We start from the raw sequence: 16972 nt of genomic DNA, 5'->3' as shown, positions 1-16972 counted from the left end.
CGCGTCCACCGGGCCGGGAGTGATCTCGCCGGTTAGGCTCGGCGGCATGACCGACACACCATCGTCCTCCGCCGGCCCGTCGTTCGAGGAACTCGACGCGCTGTCCACCGAGGAGCTGCGGGAGCGGGCGTTCGCGGTCGCCCGGGAGCGCCACGACGTGCGCTTCTTCTGGTCCGTGCTGCGGCACCTGCCGAACGCGGAGGAGGCCGCCGTCCTCGACGGCGCGCCCAACTCGGTCGGGCCGACGATCGACGAGGCCGCGGCGCTGTGGCGGGAGCTGACCGGGCACGGTTACGAGGAGTCGGCGCCGCTGCTGCGGGCCGCGTTCATCGACTACCTGATGAAGCACCCGCGACAGTGACGGCGACCGCCGGCCCCGGGCAGGTTTGCCCCCCGCGGTCCGCCGGGAACTGAGCCGATCATGGCGCTCACCAACCCGTCACGCACCGGCGGTCGCTACGGGACGGCGGCGGGCACGGGCGCGCTCGCGGCGCTCCTCCTGGTCGCGGTCTGCGGCAGCCCGGCGTACGTCGGCTGGGCCGCCGGCACCGACCCGAACTCCGCCGGCGGCTGGTACCTGCAACTGCTCTCCTGGCCGGCGTGGCTCTTCAACGGTGACGGGGCGACCGGCAACCTGCTCGTGGCGAACCTGCGGGCCGTCCTGCTGGTCATCCTCGCGGCGCTCTTCCTCTACCTGCTGCCCACCTCGCAGGTGGCCCGGGTGCAGGGGTCGGGGACGCAGTTCTTCTCCGGCTGGGCCGCGTACGTCCTGGCCAGCGGCTTCGCCTCCCTGATCGCCGCCTTCCTCGGCCCGGAACCGTCGCTGCTCACGGCGATCCAGGCGGGCGGCGCCGGCGCGACGTACGGCTTCCTGTCCGGGTGGATCATCGGCGCGGCCAGCCTCGGCGGGCGCGCCTGACCGGGCTGTGCCTCACCGCTCGGGCGCGCCCAGTTCGAGCAGCCGCGCCCGGCTGAGCACGCCGACGGGCCGGCCCTCGTCGGTCACCACGACCCGGTCCGCGGCCGAGGTCAGCAGCACCCCCAGCGCGTCGTACGCCGAGCCGCCGAGCGGGATCGTCGGCAGCTCGGCCACCCCGGTTTCCGGCAGCGGTTCGACGGCCTCGCCGGTGACCGGGGTGACCGCCAGCCGGCGGATGCCCCGGTCGGCGCCCACGAACTGCCGCACGAAGGGCGTGGCGGGCGCGCCGAGCACGGCGGCCGGGGTGTCGAACTGCTCCAGGCGGCCGCCCTCGGAGAGCACCGCGATCCGGTCGCCCAGCCGGACCGCCTCGTCCAGGTCGTGGGTGACCAGCACGATGGTCTTGCGCACCTCGGCCTGCAACCGGAGGAACTCCTCCTGCAACCGGGTCCGGGCGATCGGGTCGACGGCCGAGAACGGCTCGTCCATCAGCAGCACCACCGGGTCGGCGGCGAGGGCCCGGGCGACCCCGACCCGCTGCCGCTGACCGCCCGAGAGCTCGTGCGGGTAGCGACGGCCGAACGTGGCCGGATCGAGGCCGACCAGTTCCAGCAGCTCGTCGACCCGGCTGCGGCTGCGCTGGCGGGGCCAGCCGAGCAGCCGGGGCACGGTGGCGACGTTGGCGCTGACCGTCTGGTGCGGAAAGAGCCCGACGTTCTGGATCACGTAGCCGATCCGGCGGCGCAACCGGACCGGGTCGACTCGGGTGACGTCCTCGCCGCCGAGTAGGATCCGGCCGCCGGTCGGCTCGATGAGGCGGTTGACCATCCGGAGCACCGTGGACTTGCCGCAGCCCGACGGTCCGATCAGCACCGCCAGCTCGCCGGCCCTGATGTCCAGGCTCAGCTCGCGTACGGCCTCGGTGCCGTCCGGGTACTGCTTGCGGATGCCCTCGAGCGTGATCGACGCCGCGCGCGGTTCGGCGGGGGCGGTGCCCTCCGGGGTAACGTCCACACATGTCCTTCCGCCTGAGCTACCGGGCCGACCCGGGTAACCCGTGGTTCTCCTGGCAGTACGTGCGGGACAACTCTGACACGATCCTCGCCGCCGTGCGTGAGCACACCTCGCTGACCGCTCGCGCGGTGCTGATCGCCGCTCTGATCGCGCTGCCGCTGGCGGTGGCCGCCTACTGGTACCGCTCGCTCGCCGGGCCGGTCCTGGCCCTCACCGGGGTGCTCTACACGGTGCCGTCGCTGGCGCTCTTCGCGTTCGTCGCCCCCTACCTGGGCATCGGCGCGGCGACCGCGCTCAGCGTGGTGGTCCTCTACGCGCTGCTGGTGATCGTCCGCAACGCCGTCGCCGGGCTCAACCAGGTGCCCCCCGAGGTCCGCGAGGCGGCGGAGGGGATGGGGTACGGCCGCTGGGGCCGGTTGTTCCGGGTCGAGTTGCCGCTGGCCCTGCCGGGCATCCTCACCGGGCTGCGGCTGGCGACCGTCTCCACGGTGGCCCTGGTGACCGTGGGCGTGGTGATCGGGCGCGGCGGCCTGGGCCAGCTCATCTTCGCCGGCTTCCAGAACAACTTCTACAAGGCGCAGATCATGACGGGGACGCTGCTCTGCGTCCTGCTCGCCCTGGTGCTCGACCTGGTCCTGGCCGGTGCGGGCCGGCTGCTGACCCCGTGGCTGAAGGGTCGGGCTCGGTGAGCGCGAGGAACGCAGCGCAGCGGAGTCCCGCAGTCGCGAACGGAAGGTTGGCTCCGTGAATCCGGTCGAGGCGGCGCTGGTCTGGCTCAACGACCCGCTGAACTGGACGAACCCGGGCGGCGTCCTGGACCGGCTCGGCGAGCACCTGTCGATGTCGGCGGCGGCGGTGGCGCTCGGCTGCCTGGTCGCCTGGCCGATCGGGCTCTGGCTCGGGCACACCGGCCGGGGCGGCGGCCTGGTGGTGCTGGTGTCCAACGTGTCGCTCGCCATCCCCACGCTCGCCCTGCTCACCATCCTGCCGCTGACCTTCCTCGGTTTCGGTCGGCCGTCGGTGGTGGTCGCGCTGGCCGTCTTCGCCGTGCCGCCGCTGCTGGCCAACGCGTACACGGGGGTGCGGCAGGCCGATCCGGAGGCCCGGGACGCGGCGCGCGGGATGGGCTTCTCGGGGTGGCAGTTGCTGCGCCGCGTCGAGCTGCCGCTGGCGGTGCCCTACCTGGCGGCCGGGTTCCGCACGGCGGCGGTGCAGGTGGTGGCGACCGCCGCGCTGGCGTCCTTCGTCAACGGCGGCGGCCTGGGCCAGATCATCCGGGCGGGCTTCGGCCTGGACATCGCCGCCGGCGGCGGCCAGATCATCGCCGGCGGCGTGCTGGTGGCCGGGCTCGCCATGCTGCTGGAACTGGTGCTGGCCCTGGTCGAGCGGCTGGTCACGCCGCGCCCGCTGCGGGCGGGCCGCCGTCGGGCGCGCCGCCGGGCGGCGCAGGCGGTGGCCGGCGGCTGAGCGTCGTCCGCCCACCCCGGGCCTCCGTGCCGGGTGGGTCGCGTGCCGTACCCGGCCATCGACGCTTGGATCCGGAACGCCTCGACACACGGGACCGGAACGCCTCGACGCCACGGACCGGAACACCCCGGTGACGGGTCGGCGCGGCTGACTTCCGGTGACGATCCGGTGACAAACCCCGCCTCGGGTTGTCGGTCCCGCGTGGAAGATGTTGGGGTGGGATACCGGGCGGCCGCAACGCGAGCCGCCCGTGGGACACAGCGGGCGGCCGGACGGAGATCGCCCGTCGGACACGCGGCCGGCCCGGCAGGGTCGCGCCGGGACACGGAAGGCGGGCACTGATGCGCGCTCGTACACGCCTGGCCGTCGGTGCGGTGGGAGCCCTCGCCGCGGCGGGGCTGCTGACCGGCTGCGGCGACGCCGGCTCCTCCGGCACGGACGCCCCGGAGCAGGCGGCCTCGGGCGCCGGCTGCGCGCCGGTCGCCGGTGACCAGCTCGTCGTCCTCGACGACGACAAGAAGCTCCAGAACACCGACAACGTCATTCCGGCGGTCAACGCCGACGCGGCCAACCCGCAGTTGATCGCGGCGCTGGACAAGGTCTCGGCCGCGCTCGACACGCCGAAGCTGATCCAGCTGAACAAGGCGGTCGACGTCGACCGCAAGACGGCCCAGAAGGCGGCCGAGGAGTTCGCAGCGGCCAACGGCGTCACCGCGGGCATCGCCAAGGGCCCCGGTGGGCAGATCGTGATCGGCGCGGCCAACTTCACGGAGAACCAGATCCTGGCCGAGCTCTACAAGATCGCCCTGACCGCCGCCGGCTACGACGCCAAGGTGCAGCAGATCGGCAACCGCGAGCTCTACGAGCCGGCCCTGGAGAAGGGCGAGATCCAGGTCGTCCCGGAGTACGCGGCGACCATGGCCGAGTTCCTCAACACCAAGGCCAACGGCAAGGACGCCCAGCCGGTGTCGTCGCCGGAGCTGGAGAAGACGGTCGCGGCGCTCAAGGCGGCCGGCGACAAGGTGGGCCTCGTCTTCGGCACGCCCGCCGCCGCGCAGGACCAGAACGCCTTCGCCGTGACGAAGGCGTTCGCCGACAAGTACGGCGTCAGCACGCTCTCCGAGCTGGCCGCCAAGTGCTCGGGCCAGGCCACGGTGCTGGCCGGGCCGCCGGAGTGCCCGCAGCGGCCGAAGTGCCAGGCGGGGCTCGTCCAGGTCTACGACTTCAAGGCCGGCTCGTTCAGCTCGCTGGACCAGGGCGGCCCGCAGACCAAGAACGCGCTGAAGACCGGGGCCGCGAGCGTGGGCCTGGTGTTCTCCTCGGACGGTGCACTGGCCGTCGGCTGATGCCCGACCGGCCGCCGGTGGCCCCGTGCCACCGGCGGCCGACGGGCGGGCGGCGCAGTCGGCCGGTTGACGGCGGGCGGGGCGATCGGCGGCGAAGGTGCCGGATGCCCCGTTCACCCTTTCCCGGGCGGGCCAGCTCTCGGTAGGCTCCGGACCCATGCCAGCCCCGGTCGCCCCCGCCGACAAGCGCAGTCCGTCACTGCTCACCGTCCTCTTCTGGATCGGTGTCGCCCTGGCACCGGTGGCGGCGTTGATCCTGCTCGTCGCCGACGGCAACGGCCCGCTGCGGTTCGCCGCCGTGCTGGCCATCCTGGCCGTCGTCCTGATCGGCCTGTCGATCGCGTTGCGCGCCGACGGCGCAGGCCCGGCCCGCACCGACGAGCTGCTGGACGAGATCGAGGAACTCCGCCGCGAGTTGCGCGGGGAGATCGTGGCCGCCGCCCAACGCGGCAACCAGGCGCTCGACCACGCCCAGCGGGCACAGGACGAGGTCGCCGCGCTGCGTCGGCGGCTGGACGCGAGCAGCGCCGCGCTGGCCGGCGTCGACGCCCCTGCCGGCGCCGGCCGGGCCCGGGCGTCCGCCGACGACGCGGTCGCCGGCCGCAGGCAGGTGCCGGAACACGACGACGCGGCGTCCCGCCGGGGACGCGCGGACCGGCACGACGAGGAGCCCGCCGGCAGGCCGCAGCCGACTCCGCGTGCCGCGCGGCCCGTGCCCGGCCCGGCCTCCGGGTACGGCACGGACGGGCCGGCACCGGGCGCGGCCGGCGGGTACGGCCCGGACCGGCCCGCCGCCGGCGGAACGGCCGGGGTGTACGGGGCGGCCCGGCCGGCGGAGCCGACGAGCCAGCCCTCGGCCCGCTCGCTCGGGGTGGTGCGGCACACCGAGACCGTGCACGTCACCACCCGGCACACCATCGTGGACGGCGCCGCGTCCGTTCCCGGTGACCGAGGGGCCCGCTACGGCGGCGGGTACGCGGGACGCTGGTCGCCGGAGCAGGAGGAGCGGCCGTGGCCGGGTGAGGCGGACGACCGTTCCTGGGCCGGTCACGGGCACGGCGAACCGGACGACCGGTCCCGTCACGACGACCGGTCCCGCCGGGACGACGACGTGTCGCGGCCGGGCCCCGGGGCTGCCCGGGACGACCGGCCCCGGCCCACCCAGCCCGGCGGCCGGGAGTGGTCCGCCGAGCCCGGCGAGCGGGAGTGGTCCGCCCAGCCCGGCGGCCGGGAGTGGGCCGGCGGGCGCGACGAGCGGGAGTGGCCGGGGCGGCACGACGAGCGTGGACAGCAGCGGGACGACCCGGGTCGCGGCGTCGCGGGGGCACCGGGCTGGGATGCGCCGGTCGAAGCGCGCGGGCGCGGCCGGGCGTACCCGCCGGACGAGGCGGGGGCGGAGAGCGGGGAGTACTGGTCGCAGTTGCGCGCCGGGGACCGGTGGGCCGCCGTGCGCGACGACGACCGGGGCCGGGAGCTGCAGGTCGGGGAGCGGCGTGCCGAGGTGCACGCGGACGCCACCGGCACCGAGTACCGGGTCGCGGACCGCTGGGCGTCGGTCCGGCGGGACGAGCCGCGCCGGGGTCCGGACCGGGCGGACGACGGGTGGCGTGGCGGCTGGCCGGAGCCGGACGGCGTCCCGGCCCTGCCTGCCGGCGGCGTGCCGGTGCCCGACGAGTGGCGTGCGCCCCGTCAGCGGGGACAGCAGCCCGAGGCGCGGCACGACGCCGGTCAGCCCGAGGCGCACCGCACCCGTAGGGCGGAGCCCGAGCCGCAGCGGTACGGCCGACGGCAGGAGGAGCCCCACGGCTACCCGCCGCAGGACGACGAGCCCCGCGCGGGCGGCACCCGCAACGCCGACCGCTGGCGCTGACCCCGGACGGGCGCCCCGACCGGCAGCCGCCGCGACCGGACGGGCGTACGCGGCCGGGTCACTTGTCGATGTCGCCCACCACGAAGAACATCGAGCCGAGGATGGCGATCAGGTCCGGCACCAGGCAGCCGGGGAGCAGGGTGGCCAGCGCCTGCACGTTCGCGTACGACGCGGTGCGCAGCTTCAGCCGCCACGGCGTCTTCTCGCCCCGGGAGACCAGGTAGTAGCCGTTGATGCCGAGCGGGTTCTCGGTCCAGGCGTAGGTGTGCCCCTCGGGGGCCTTGAGCACCTTCGGCAGCCGGGTGTTGACCGGCCCGGTGAGCCGGTCCACCCGGTCCAGGCACTGCTCGGCGAGGTCGAGTGAGGCGTACACCTGGTCGAGCAGCACCTCGAAGCGGGCGTGGCAGTCCCCGGCGGTCTTCGTCACGACGGGCACGTCCAGCTGGTCGTAGGCCAGGTAGGGCTCGTCGCGGCGCAGGTCCAGGTCGAGGCCGGAGGCCCGGGCGACGGGCCCGGACGCGCCGAACGCGGCGGCGTCCGCCGCGGAGAGCACCCCGACGCCGACCGTACGGGCGAGGAAGATGTCGTTGCGCCGGATGAGGTTGTCCAGGTCGGGCATCCGCCGGCGGACCTCGGCGATGGCGGCCCGCGCCCGGCCGGTCCAGCCGGCGGGGATCTCCTCCTTGAGCCCGCCGACCCGGTTGAACATGTAGTGGATCCGGCCGCCGGAGACCTCCTCCATCACCGCCTGGATGGTCTCCCGCTCGCGGAACGCGTAGAACATCGGCGTGATCGCGCCGATCTCCAGCGGGTAGGAGCCGAGGAACATCAGGTGGTTGAGCACCCGGTTCAGCTCCGCGAGGGCCATCCGCAGCCAGGTGGCCCGCTCCGGCACCTCCATGCCCATCAGCCGCTCGACGGCGAGCACCACGCCCAGCTCGTTGGAGAAGGCCGAGAGCCAGTCGTGCCGGTTGGCCAGCACGATGATCTGCCGGTAGTCGCGGACCTCGAAGAGCTTCTCCGCGCCCCGGTGCATGTAGCCGACGATCGGCTCGCAGGCCACCACCCGCTCGCCGTCGAGCACCAGCCTGAGCCGGAGCACGCCGTGCGTGGAGGGGTGCTGCGGCCCGATGTTGAGCACCATGTCGGTGCCGAGCTGATCGCCGCCGGCCCCGGTGCCGACGGTCAGCTCGCGGAGGTCGCCGGCGTCCGTGGTCATGCCCGTCATCGTGCCATGAACGGCCCGGGGTCGACGCCGACCGGTTGCCGCAGCCACCAGTGCCCGCCCAGGCCGGCCGGGTCGGTCAGCTCGGCCACCGCCGACGCGGCGGCGAGCGCCCGCACGTACCCGGCCGGGTCGCTGGCGGCCAGGCTGAGCGGCGGGCGGCCGCCGTCGGCCCCGAGCGCCCGCAGCGCCTCCCGCTGCGACCCCAGGTCGTACGCGCACCGCGCGACCCGGACGCCGGCGGAGGCGACCGAGTCGACGGCGACGTGCGCGGTGACGTCGCGGCTCCCGTCCGGCACCGGCGGCACCTGCCGCCCGCCCCGGTAACCGGTCAACGTCCCGTCCACGGGCCGGCCGTCCCGCAGGTGCCCGTAGTCCACGGCCAGCGCCAGCCCCCGGTCGAGTTTTCCCACCGCCCCGGCCCAGGCGTCGTCGCGCGTCCGGCCGATCTCGGCTCTGACTGCTGTCAGGGGTTCGGGGCGGCCGCTCCGGGCGGTCAGGCTCGATTCCTCCGCCGATCGGGCCGCCCGGAACCCCGACCCGGTCGGGCCGGTCCCGTCGCTTCCGGCTGCCGGCACGGGCCACCATCGGGCCAGCCAGTCCGCGTCGGCGGGGTCGACCGGGTCACCGACGGTCTCCTCGCCGGTGGCCGGGTCGACCAGCAGGTAACGCCAGCCCTCGGCGGTGTGCACCGCCACGTCGAGCGGCACGTTGTCCAGCCACTCGGTGGCCACCAGCAGCCCGGTGATCCTGTCGGGGACCTCGTCGAGCCAGTCGATCCCGTCGGGCAGATCAGCGGGCCGGGGGGCCTTCTCGACCGCGGTGAGGCGTACCCGGGAGGCGAGCGGAGCCGGCGCGGGACCGGCGGCCGACGGGCCGGACGAGGCCGAGGGCCGGGCGGCGGCCGGGGGAGTCGGGGTTGCCGGGGAGCCCGTCCGCGGAGGGATCAAGCCTGACCGCCCGGAGCGGGCGGGCTCCCCGGCAACCCCCAGCGCGGCGGAGAGGGCGCGCAGCAGTTCGCCCCGGCCCGCGCCCACGTCGACCACGCGGAGGTCGACGGGGTGGTCGAGGGCGGCGTCGACCCGCTCGACGAGCCGCAGCAGCGCGTCGGCGAAGGCCGGGGACGCGTGCACGCTGGTGCGGAAGTGGCCGGCGGGGCCCGACCCGGAGACGAAGAACCCGCCCGGCCCGTAGAGCGCCCGTTCCATCGCGTCCCGCCACCGCTCCGGCATCAGTTCGTTCCTCCCGAGCTGCCTGTCCTGCCCGCCACCGGCCGGCCGTACGGCGTGCGTCACCGGCCCGACCCTACGGTCAGCCGGTCGGAGCGGACGTGCCGTCCCCGGGCGTGCCGCCGGTGCCGCCGGTGAACGTTTTCACACATCCTTGTCCCGGTTCCGTGACCCCGGCGCATACTTGCCATCGACCGGTACCCCTTCTCGAGGACTGGATCGTCGCCCATGAGCGCACCCCTGCGCCCGCGCCCGGCCGCCCCCCACGGGGCCGCCGTACCGCCGGCCGCCACCCCCCGTCTCCTCACCGTCGGCGTCGTCGGCTCCGGCCGGGTCGGCACCGTGCTGGGCGCCGCACTCGCCGCCGCCGGCCACCGGGTCGTCGCCGTCACGGCCGGGTCCGGTGCCTCCCGGGCCCGGGCCGCGCTGCTGCTTCCCGACGCGCCCCGCCGCTCCGCCGCCGCCGTGGCGCGGGCGGCCACCGACCTGCTGCTGGTCGCCGTGCCCGACGACGCGCTCGCCGGGGTGGTCGCCGCCCTGGCCGACGGCGGCGCGCTGCGCCCCGGCCAGGTGGTCGCGCACACCTCCGGCGCGCACGGGCTGGCCGTGCTCGCCCCCGCCGCCGCGGCGGGCGCCCGCCCGCTCGCCCTGCACCCCGCGATGACCTTCACCGGTACGCCGGACGACCTGGCCCGGCTGGCCGGCATCTCGTACGGGGTGACCGCCCCGGCGGAGCTGCGCCCCCTGGCCGCCCGGCTGGTCGCCGACCTCGGCGGGGTGCCGGAGTGGGTCGGCGAGGCGGACCGGCCGCTCTACCACGCGGCGCTGGCGCACGGCGCCAACCACCTGGTGACCCTGGTCAACGAGGCGGCCGACCGGCTGCGCGACGCCGGGGTGGCCCAGCCGGAGAAGGTGCTCGCCCCGCTGCTGCGGGCCGCCCTGGAGAACGCGCTGCGCCTCGGCGACGACGCGCTGACCGGGCCGGTGTCCCGGGGCGACGCCGGCACGGTCGAGCGGCACCTGGCCCGGCTCGCCGCGACCGCCCCCGAGTCGGTCGCGCCCTATCTGGCCCTGGCCCGGCGTACGGCCGACCGGGCCATCGCCGCGGGCCGGTTGCGGCCGGTCGACGCGGAGTCGCTGCTCGGCGTGCTCGCCGGCGACCGGCGTGAGGTGGCGGCGTGACCGGGCCGACCGTGGACGGAGGGGGACAGGTGACGGAACTGGTGCACACCCGCGCCGAGCTGGCGGCGGCGCGCGACGGGCTCAAGGGCACCGTGGGCGTCGTGATGACCATGGGCGCGCTGCACTCCGGGCACGAGACGCTGCTGCGGGCGGCCCGGGAGCGGGCCGACCACGTGCTCGTCACGATCTTCGTCAACCCGTTGCAGTTCGGCCCGAACGAGGACTTCGACCGCTACCCGCGCACCCTCGACGCCGACCTGGAGATCTGCCGGCGGGCGGGCGCGGACGTGGTCTTCGCCCCCTCGGTGGCCGACATGTACCCGGACGGCCAGCCCCGGGTGCGGGTCAACCCGGGCCCGCTGGGGGAGGACCTGGAGGGGCAGAGCCGGCCCGGGTTCTTCCACGGGGTGCTCACCGTGGTGCTGAAGCTGCTCCAGCTCACCCGCCCCGACCTGACGTTCTTCGGCGAGAAGGACTACCAGCAGCTGACCCTGGTGCGGCGGATGGCCCGGGACCTCGACGTGCCGGTCGAGGTGGTCGGCGTGCCGACCGTACGGGAGCCGGACGGGCTGGCCCTGTCCAGCCGCAACCGCTACCTGTCCCCGGCCGAGCGGGAGGCCGCGCTGAGCCTGTCCGCGGCACTGCGGGCCGGGGCCGCGGCCGCCGACGGGGGCGGTGACGCGGGGGCGGTGCTCGCCGCCGCGCACGCGGCCTTCGGCGCCGGTACGCCCGGCGCGCGCCTCGACTACCTGGTGCTCACCGACCCGGACCTGGAACCGGGGCCGGTCTCCGGGCCGGCGCGGCTGCTCGTGGCCGCCTGGGTGGGCGCCACCCGGTTGATCGACAACGCGGCGATCCGGCTCGCCCCCCGTTCCTGAACCCCGCCCCCAACCTTTCGCGAAAGGCATCCCGATGCTGCGCACCATGCTCAAGTCGAAGATCCACCGGGCCACGGTGACCCAGGCCGACCTGCACTACGTCGGCTCGGTGACCGTCGACGAGGACCTGCTCGACGCCGCCGACCTGATCCCCGGCGAGCAGGTGGCGATCGTGGACATCACCAACGGGGCACGGCTGGAGACGTACGTGATCCCGGGCGAGCGGGGCAGCGGCGTGATCGGCATCAACGGCGCCGCCGCCCACCTGGTGCACCCGGGCGACCTGGTCATCCTCATCTCGTACGGGCAGATGGACGACGTCGAGGCCCGCGCCTACCGGCCGCGGGTCGTGCACGTCGACGCCGACAACCGGGTCGTCGAGCTGAACGCCGACCCGACCACCGCCGCACCGGGCACCGCCGGCGCCCCGATCCCCAATCCCCTCGCCGCCGCCGTCTGACCCGCCCGTTCCGCCTTCCGTCCGCTCCTCCGGTGGCGTCTGTGGGCTTTCGTACCCTTCGTGACCGCAGGACGCCGGAGGCGCGGGAAGCAGGCGTGCGTGCGGTCTGTCACCGGAAGGTCATCCCTGGGTAGTCTGGTTGCCCGTCGATAGACGCGGGTGGCTGGGGGAGGCCGCTGTGCGCCGTGCGATGACCACCCTGCTCGCCGCCGTCGCCACGGCCGTGCTCCTGGCCGGCTGCGCCGACGCCGGTGGGCTGGACGGTGACCTGGTCGACGACTGGGCTGCCCCACCCGCCGCCGGGCCCTTCACCCCGGCCGCCGGGGTGTGCCAGGTCGCCGACTTCGTCGACGTGGTGACCCTGGCGGCGTATGCGCCGGTGGACTGCGCCGTGCCGCACCGGGTCGAGACCGTGCACGTGGGCGCCTTCCCGGCCGGGCGGCCCGCCCCGCCGCCGGGCGGCTCGGCCGAGCTGCGGGGCGCCTTCGCCGACTGCGACGCCCGGGCGACCGGTCACGTGGGCGCCGACTGGCGGGCGGGGCGGCTGCGGTTGGCGGTGGCGGTGCCGTCCGGGGCGGGCTGGACGGCGGGCGCCCGCTGGTACCGGTGCGACCTGACCGAGGTGAGCACCGCCGAGGCCGCCGCCACGGTGGTGGTCCGCACCGGCAGCCTCCGGGACGCGCTGCGGGGGCCGTCCCCGCTACGCCTGGGCTGCCAGCAGGCCCGCTCCCGGGGCGGGTCGGTGCGGACGCTGCTCCCGGTCGACTGCGCCACCCGGCACGACGCCGAGTTCGTCGGGGTGTGGCGGGCGCCCGACCGCCCGTACCCGACCCGGGCCGCCGACTGGGCCCCGCTGTACGCCGGCTGCCGCTCGGTGCTCGGCCGCTACGTGGGGGTGCCCGACGACGCCGACCTGCGCTTCCGCAGCGGGGTGGTGGTCCGTCCGCCGGGAGCGGGCCGGTGGCGCGTCGGCGACCGGGGCGTCCGCTGCTACCTCTGGCTCGACGACCGTACGGTGACCGGCTCGCTGCGGGGCGCGGGCCCGGCGGCCCTCCCGGTCCGGACGAGGTAGCGCGCGCCGGCCCAGGCAGGGTGGGCCCACGCGTGGCGTCGGTTGGCCCGCCCGGCTCGGGACCCCATGGCCCAAACCACTCGTCCCGCCCCCGCCGCCCCCCGCGAGGACCCTTCGGGTTGACTGTGGGTATGGACCTTCCGACCGTCGACCTGCCGGCGCTGCCCAGACTGCTGGCCGCCCCCGCGCCCGGCTGGGTGGAGACCACCGACGTGATCGTGGTCGGTTCCGGGGTGGCGGGCCTGACCGCCGCGCTGCATCTGCGCGAGGCGGGGCTGCACGTCACCGTGGTCACCAAGGTCGACATCGACGAGGGGTCGACCCGCTGGGCGCAGGGCGGCATCGCCGCCGTGCTCGACCCGCGGGACACCCCGACCGCGCACGCCTCGGACACCGAGATCGCCGGCGTCGGGCTCTGCGACCCGGCGGCGGTGCGGGTGCTGGTCGAGGAGGGCCCCACCCGGCTGCGCGAGCTGATGCGGATCGGGGCGGAGTTCGACCGCAACCCGGACGGCTCGCTCATGCTGACCCGCGAGGGCGGGCACCGGGCCGACCGGATCGTGCACGCCGGCGGCGACGCCACCGGGGCCGAGGTGCAGCGCGCCCTGCACGCCGCCGTGCGCCGCGACCCCTGGATCCGGCTGGTGGAGCACGCCCTGGTGCTGGACCTGCTGCGCGCCCCCGGGGACTCCCCGGAGGGGCTCGGCCCGGCCTGCGGCATCACCCTGCACGTGCTCGGCGAGGGCAGCGAGGACGGCGTGGGCGCCATCCTGGCCCGGGCGGTCGTCCTGGCCACCGGCGGGATGGGCCAGATCTACGCGGCCACCACCAACCCGGCCGTGTCGACCGGGGACGGGGTGGCCCTCGCGATGCGGGCCGGCGCGGCGGTGACCGACGTGGAGTTCGTCCAGTTCCACCCGACCGCGCTGATCACGCCGGGCGGCGCCGGCGTGCCCGGTGCCGGGCACGCCCAGCAGCCGCTGGTATCCGAGGCGCTGCGCGGCGAGGGTGCCCACCTGGTCGACGGCGACGGCAAGCGGTTCATGGTCGGGCAGCACGAGCTGGCCGAGCTGGCGCCCCGGGACGTGGTGGCCAAGGGCATCCACCGGGTCCTGCTGGCCACCGGGGCGGACCACGTCTTCCTCGACGCCCGGCACCTGGGCGGCGACTTCCTGGCCCGGCGCTTCCCGACCATCGTCGCGTCCTGCCTGGCCATCGGGGTCGACCCGGGGACCGATCTGATCCCGGTCGCCCCGGCCGCGCACTACGCCTCCGGCGGCGTCCGCACGGACCTGCGCGGCCGCACCTCCATCCCCGGGCTGTACGCGTGCGGCGAGGTCGCCTGCACCGGCGTGCACGGCGCCAACCGGCTGGCCAGCAACTCGCTGCTGGAGGGGCTGGTCTTCTCCCGGCGGATCGCCGAGGACATCGCGGCCGGGCTGCCCGAGCAGGCCCAGCCGGCGGCGACGGGCGCCTGGGTGGGCGGCGAGGGCTGGCTGGTGCCGGCCGAGGCGACGCCGACGCTGCAACGGGCGATGACCCGGGGCGCGGGCGTGCTCCGCTCGGCGGAGACCCTCGCGGCGACCGCCGGCGTGCTGACCGGGCTCGGCGAGGGCCGGGGCCGGCCCCGGACGGCCGACTGGGAGGCGACGAACCTGATCACCGTGGCGTCGGCGCTGGTCGCCGCCGCGTACGCCCGCCGGGAGACCCGGGGCTGCCACTGGCGGGAGGACTTCCCGACGGCCGACGAGCGGTGGCACGGCCACCTGGTCGGCGCGGTCGGGGCGCAGGGCCGGCTGACGCAAGCGTGGGAGGGGACCCGATGACGGAGTCGACGGAACGGGCACTGCGGGACGCCGGCCTGGATCCGGCGCAGGTGCGGCGGACGGTCGAGGCCGCGCTCGCCGAGGACCTGGGCCCGGACCTGCTGGACGTCACCAGCGTCGCCACCATCCCGGCCGGGCAGACCGACACGGCCGACCTGGTGGCCCGCGCCGACGGCGTGGTGGCCGGGCTGGCCGTGGCGGCTGCCGTGTTCGAGCTGGTCGGCGAGGCGACCGGCGCCGGTCGTACGGTCGAGGTGTCGGTGGTGGCCCGCGACGGCGAGCGGGTGGCGCGCGGCGACGTGCTGGCCACGGTGACCGGCCCGACCCGGCTGCTGCTCACCGCCGAGCGCACGGCGCTCAACCTGCTCTGCCGGATGTCCGGGGTGGCCACCCACACCCGGGCCTGGGCGGACGCCCTGGCCGGCACCAAGGCGATGGTGCTGGACACCCGCAAGACGACCCCGGGCCTGCGCGCCCTGGAGAAGTACGCGGTCCGCGCGGGCGGCGGCACGAACAAGCGGATGGGCCTGCACGACGTCGCGATGATCAAGGACAACCACAAGTTCGCGGCGGGCGGCATCACGGCGGCCTTCCGCCGGGTCCGGGAGACCTTCCCGGACGTGCCGGTGCAGGTCGAGGTGGACACGGTCGCCGAGGCGGTGGAGGCGGTCGAGGCCGGCGCGGACTTCCTGCTGCTGGACAACATGACCCCGGAGATGCTCACCGAGGTGGTCGCGTCGGTGGGGGACCGGGCGGAGCTGGAGGCGACCGGCGGGCTGACCCTCGACGTGGCGGCCCGGTACGCGGCGACCGGCGTCGACTTCCTGTCGGTCGGGGCCCTGACGCACTCCTCGCCGATCCTCGACATCGCCATGGACCTGCGCACCGGGTGAACCGGCGGCAGGGCGTTGTCTAGGCTGCGAGCGTGCTGCTCTGCATCGACATCGGAAACACCAACACCGTGCTGGCGACCTTCGACGGCGACAAGCTGGTGCACTCCTGGCGGATCAAGACCGATGCGCGGGCGACGGCCGACGAGCTGGGCCTGAAGTTCCGGGGCCTGCTCGCCGCGGACGCCGTCGAGATCACCGGGGTCGCGGCCTGCTCCACGGTCCCGGCCGCGCTGCGCTCGCTGCGCAACATGCTCGCCCGCTACTACGCGGACCTGCCGAGCGTGATCGTCGAGCCGGGGGTGCGCACCGGGGTGCAGCTCGCCATCGACAACCCGAAGGAGGTGGGCGCCGACCGGGTGGTCAACACCCTGGCCGCGTACACCCTCTACGGCGGGCCGTCGATCGTGGTGGACTTCGGCACCACCACCAACTTCGACGTGATCAGCGGCCGGGGCGAGTTCCTCGGCGGCGCCTTCGCCCCGGGCATCGAGATCTCCTTCGACGCGCTCGCCGCCCGGGCCGCCCAGCTGCGCAAGGTGGAGGCGACCAGGCCCCGCTCGGTGATCGGCAAGAACACCGTCGAGTGCCTCCAGTCCGGCCTCTACTTCGGCTTCGCCGGGCAGGTCGACCGGATCGTCGAGCGGATGATCGAGGAGATCGGCGAGGTGAGCGCCGTGATCGCCACCGGCGGGCTGGCCTCGCTCGTGATCAACGAGTGCCGCACGATCACCCACCACGAGCCGATGATCACCCTGATCGGCCTGCGGATGGTCTACGAGCGCAACGTCTGAGCGTGGAGGTGGCTCAGCGGCGCCGGGCGCGGAAGACGAACGTGCGGTAGGGGAGTTCGACGGACTCCCGACCGGCCAGGTCGGGGTGGCTCGTGAAGAGCTCGCCGATTTCCCGGTCGATCCTGTCCTGTTCGTCGGTGGACGCGGTCAGCCAGAAGGAGCGGGTGTGCAGCATCGCGACCACCTCGTCGGGGGTGAGGGTCGTGGTGTGGGCGAATTCCCCCAGCTCCGTCGGCTCGAAGGCGGAGCCGAAGTCGCCGTACTTCTCCACCACGCTGCCGGCGTTGTCGCCGAGGTGGGCGATCCGGCTCAGCTCGGCGACCCAGTCGACGCCCTCGTCCCGGGTGTTCCAGATCGGGGCGAACGTCCCGCCCGGCCGGAGCAGCCGGGCGACCTCCGGGTGCGCCCGCTCCCGGTCGAACCAGTGGTACGCCTGCCCGGCGAGCACCGCGTCGGCCGTGCCGGCGGGCAGCGGCACCGCCTCGGCGCTGCCGGCCAGGGCAGTCGTGCCCGGGGTGGCGACCTCCAGTTGGGCGCGCATCGCGGGGTCCGGCTCCACGGGCACCACCTCGTGGCCGAGGGCGAGCACGCCCCGGGTGAGGATTCCGGTGCCGGCGCCCAGGTCGACGACGCGGGCGGGCGCCTCCACCCCGGCGAGCGCCCAGCGGACGGCCTGCTCCGGGTAGCGGGGCCGGAACCGGTCGTACTCGCGTGCGGCGGCCCCGAAGGACAGGGCGGGAGTGGGGTCCGTCATGGCGGGCAGGTTATCCCGTAACGCCTCGCTGGGGCCTTGAGTACGC

Annotated in this window: 17 protein-coding genes; 13 read left to right on the top strand and 4 right to left on the bottom strand. The window is 75.5% G+C overall.

Annotated elements, in window-relative coordinates; translation table 11 throughout:
- Positions 1-46 precede the first annotated feature (46 nt).
- Both ACN27A_RS19665 and ACN27A_RS19660 read left to right on the top strand, forming a co-directional pair.
- Entirely contained in the window at positions 47-361 is a 315-nt protein-coding gene (locus ACN27A_RS19665) for a hypothetical protein (RefSeq protein WP_421455519.1), read from the top strand.
- Positions 362-421: 60 nt separating this feature from the next.
- Positions 422-919: a hypothetical protein gene (locus tag ACN27A_RS19660; RefSeq protein ID WP_421455516.1), complete on the top strand. Its 498-nt coding sequence runs from the start codon at positions 422-424 to the stop codon at positions 917-919.
- Positions 920-931: 12 nt separating this feature from the next.
- Here the strand turns inward: ACN27A_RS19660 and ACN27A_RS19655 are convergent, their stop codons facing one another.
- Entirely contained in the window at positions 932-1933 is a 1002-nt protein-coding gene (locus ACN27A_RS19655; RefSeq protein ID WP_421455514.1) for an ABC transporter ATP-binding protein, read from the bottom strand.
- Between the two features lie 2 nt (positions 1934-1935).
- Between ACN27A_RS19655 and ACN27A_RS19650 the strand changes: the two genes are divergently transcribed.
- The 4 genes from ACN27A_RS19650 to ACN27A_RS19635 all read left to right on the top strand — a co-directional run bounded on the left by ACN27A_RS19650 (position 1936) and on the right by ACN27A_RS19635 (position 6616).
- Positions 1936-2622: an ABC transporter permease gene (locus ACN27A_RS19650; protein ID WP_421455511.1), complete on the top strand. Its 687-nt coding sequence runs from the start codon at positions 1936-1938 to the stop codon at positions 2620-2622.
- A gap of 55 nt (positions 2623-2677) precedes the next feature.
- The gene (locus ACN27A_RS19645) at positions 2678-3400 is read left to right on the top strand and encodes an ABC transporter permease (RefSeq protein ID WP_421455508.1); all 723 of its coding nucleotides are present in this window, start codon (positions 2678-2680) and stop codon (positions 3398-3400) included.
- A gap of 341 nt (positions 3401-3741) precedes the next feature.
- Positions 3742-4746, top strand: coding sequence for a glycine betaine ABC transporter substrate-binding protein (locus ACN27A_RS19640; RefSeq protein WP_421455505.1), 1005 nt, complete (start codon positions 3742-3744; stop codon positions 4744-4746).
- Positions 4747-4903: 157 nt separating this feature from the next.
- Positions 4904-6616 (top strand): hypothetical protein, encoded by a 1713-nt coding sequence (locus ACN27A_RS19635; RefSeq protein ID WP_421455503.1) that lies wholly within the window; start codon positions 4904-4906, stop codon positions 6614-6616.
- 58 nt (positions 6617-6674) lie between these two features.
- Here the strand turns inward: ACN27A_RS19635 and ACN27A_RS19630 are convergent, their stop codons facing one another.
- Positions 6675-7844 carry an NADH-quinone oxidoreductase subunit D gene (locus tag ACN27A_RS19630; RefSeq protein ID WP_207914470.1) on the bottom strand — a complete coding sequence of 390 codons (1170 nt, stop codon included), beginning with the start codon at positions 7842-7844 and terminating at the stop codon, positions 6675-6677.
- Positions 7841-9073, bottom strand: a complete 1233-nt coding sequence (locus ACN27A_RS19625) for an SAM-dependent methyltransferase (RefSeq protein WP_421458532.1) — start codon at positions 9071-9073, stop codon at positions 7841-7843. The genes ACN27A_RS19630 and ACN27A_RS19625 overlap by 4 nt, the downstream gene beginning before the upstream one ends.
- A 225-nt stretch (positions 9074-9298) precedes the next feature.
- Here ACN27A_RS19625 and ACN27A_RS19620 point away from each other — a divergent pair, with 225 nt between their 5' ends.
- From ACN27A_RS19620 to ACN27A_RS19590, 7 genes are all read left to right on the top strand, one after another.
- Positions 9299-10252, top strand: coding sequence for a Rossmann-like and DUF2520 domain-containing protein (locus ACN27A_RS19620; protein ID WP_421455499.1), 954 nt, complete (start codon positions 9299-9301; stop codon positions 10250-10252).
- A gap of 29 nt (positions 10253-10281) precedes the next feature.
- A complete protein-coding gene (gene panC, locus ACN27A_RS19615; RefSeq protein ID WP_421458531.1) occupies positions 10282-11130 on the top strand; it encodes a pantoate--beta-alanine ligase in 849 nt (282 codons plus the stop codon).
- 34 nt (positions 11131-11164) lie between these two features.
- On the top strand, positions 11165-11590 hold the full coding sequence (gene panD / locus ACN27A_RS19610; RefSeq protein WP_132238660.1) for an aspartate 1-decarboxylase: 426 nt from the start codon (positions 11165-11167) through the stop codon (positions 11588-11590).
- Between the two features lie 190 nt (positions 11591-11780).
- A complete protein-coding gene (locus ACN27A_RS19605; protein ID WP_421458530.1) occupies positions 11781-12662 on the top strand; it encodes a septum formation family protein in 882 nt (293 codons plus the stop codon).
- A gap of 131 nt (positions 12663-12793) precedes the next feature.
- Positions 12794-14488 (top strand): L-aspartate oxidase, encoded by a 1695-nt coding sequence (locus ACN27A_RS19600; RefSeq protein ID WP_421455496.1) that lies wholly within the window; start codon positions 12794-12796, stop codon positions 14486-14488.
- Positions 14485-15381, top strand: coding sequence for a carboxylating nicotinate-nucleotide diphosphorylase (nadC, locus tag ACN27A_RS19595; RefSeq protein WP_421455493.1), 897 nt, complete (start codon positions 14485-14487; stop codon positions 15379-15381). Before ACN27A_RS19600 ends, nadC begins: the two co-directional genes overlap by 4 nt.
- 32 nt (positions 15382-15413) lie before the next feature.
- On the top strand, positions 15414-16172 hold the full coding sequence (locus tag ACN27A_RS19590; RefSeq protein WP_421455491.1) for a type III pantothenate kinase: 759 nt from the start codon (positions 15414-15416) through the stop codon (positions 16170-16172).
- Positions 16173-16185: 13 nt separating this feature from the next.
- Here ACN27A_RS19590 and ACN27A_RS19585 read toward each other — a convergent pair whose 3' ends face one another.
- The gene (locus ACN27A_RS19585) at positions 16186-16926 is read right to left on the bottom strand and encodes a class I SAM-dependent methyltransferase (RefSeq protein ID WP_421455488.1); all 741 of its coding nucleotides are present in this window, start codon (positions 16924-16926) and stop codon (positions 16186-16188) included.
- Positions 16927-16972: the final 46 nt, after the last annotated feature.

This window comes from Micromonospora sp. WMMD737, assembly GCF_049179055.1.
Lineage (GTDB): Bacteria > Actinomycetota > Actinomycetes > Mycobacteriales > Micromonosporaceae > Micromonospora > Micromonospora reichwaldensis.
Note: the sequence above shows the minus strand (reverse complement) of the source record. Positions and strands in the feature narration are given on the sequence as shown.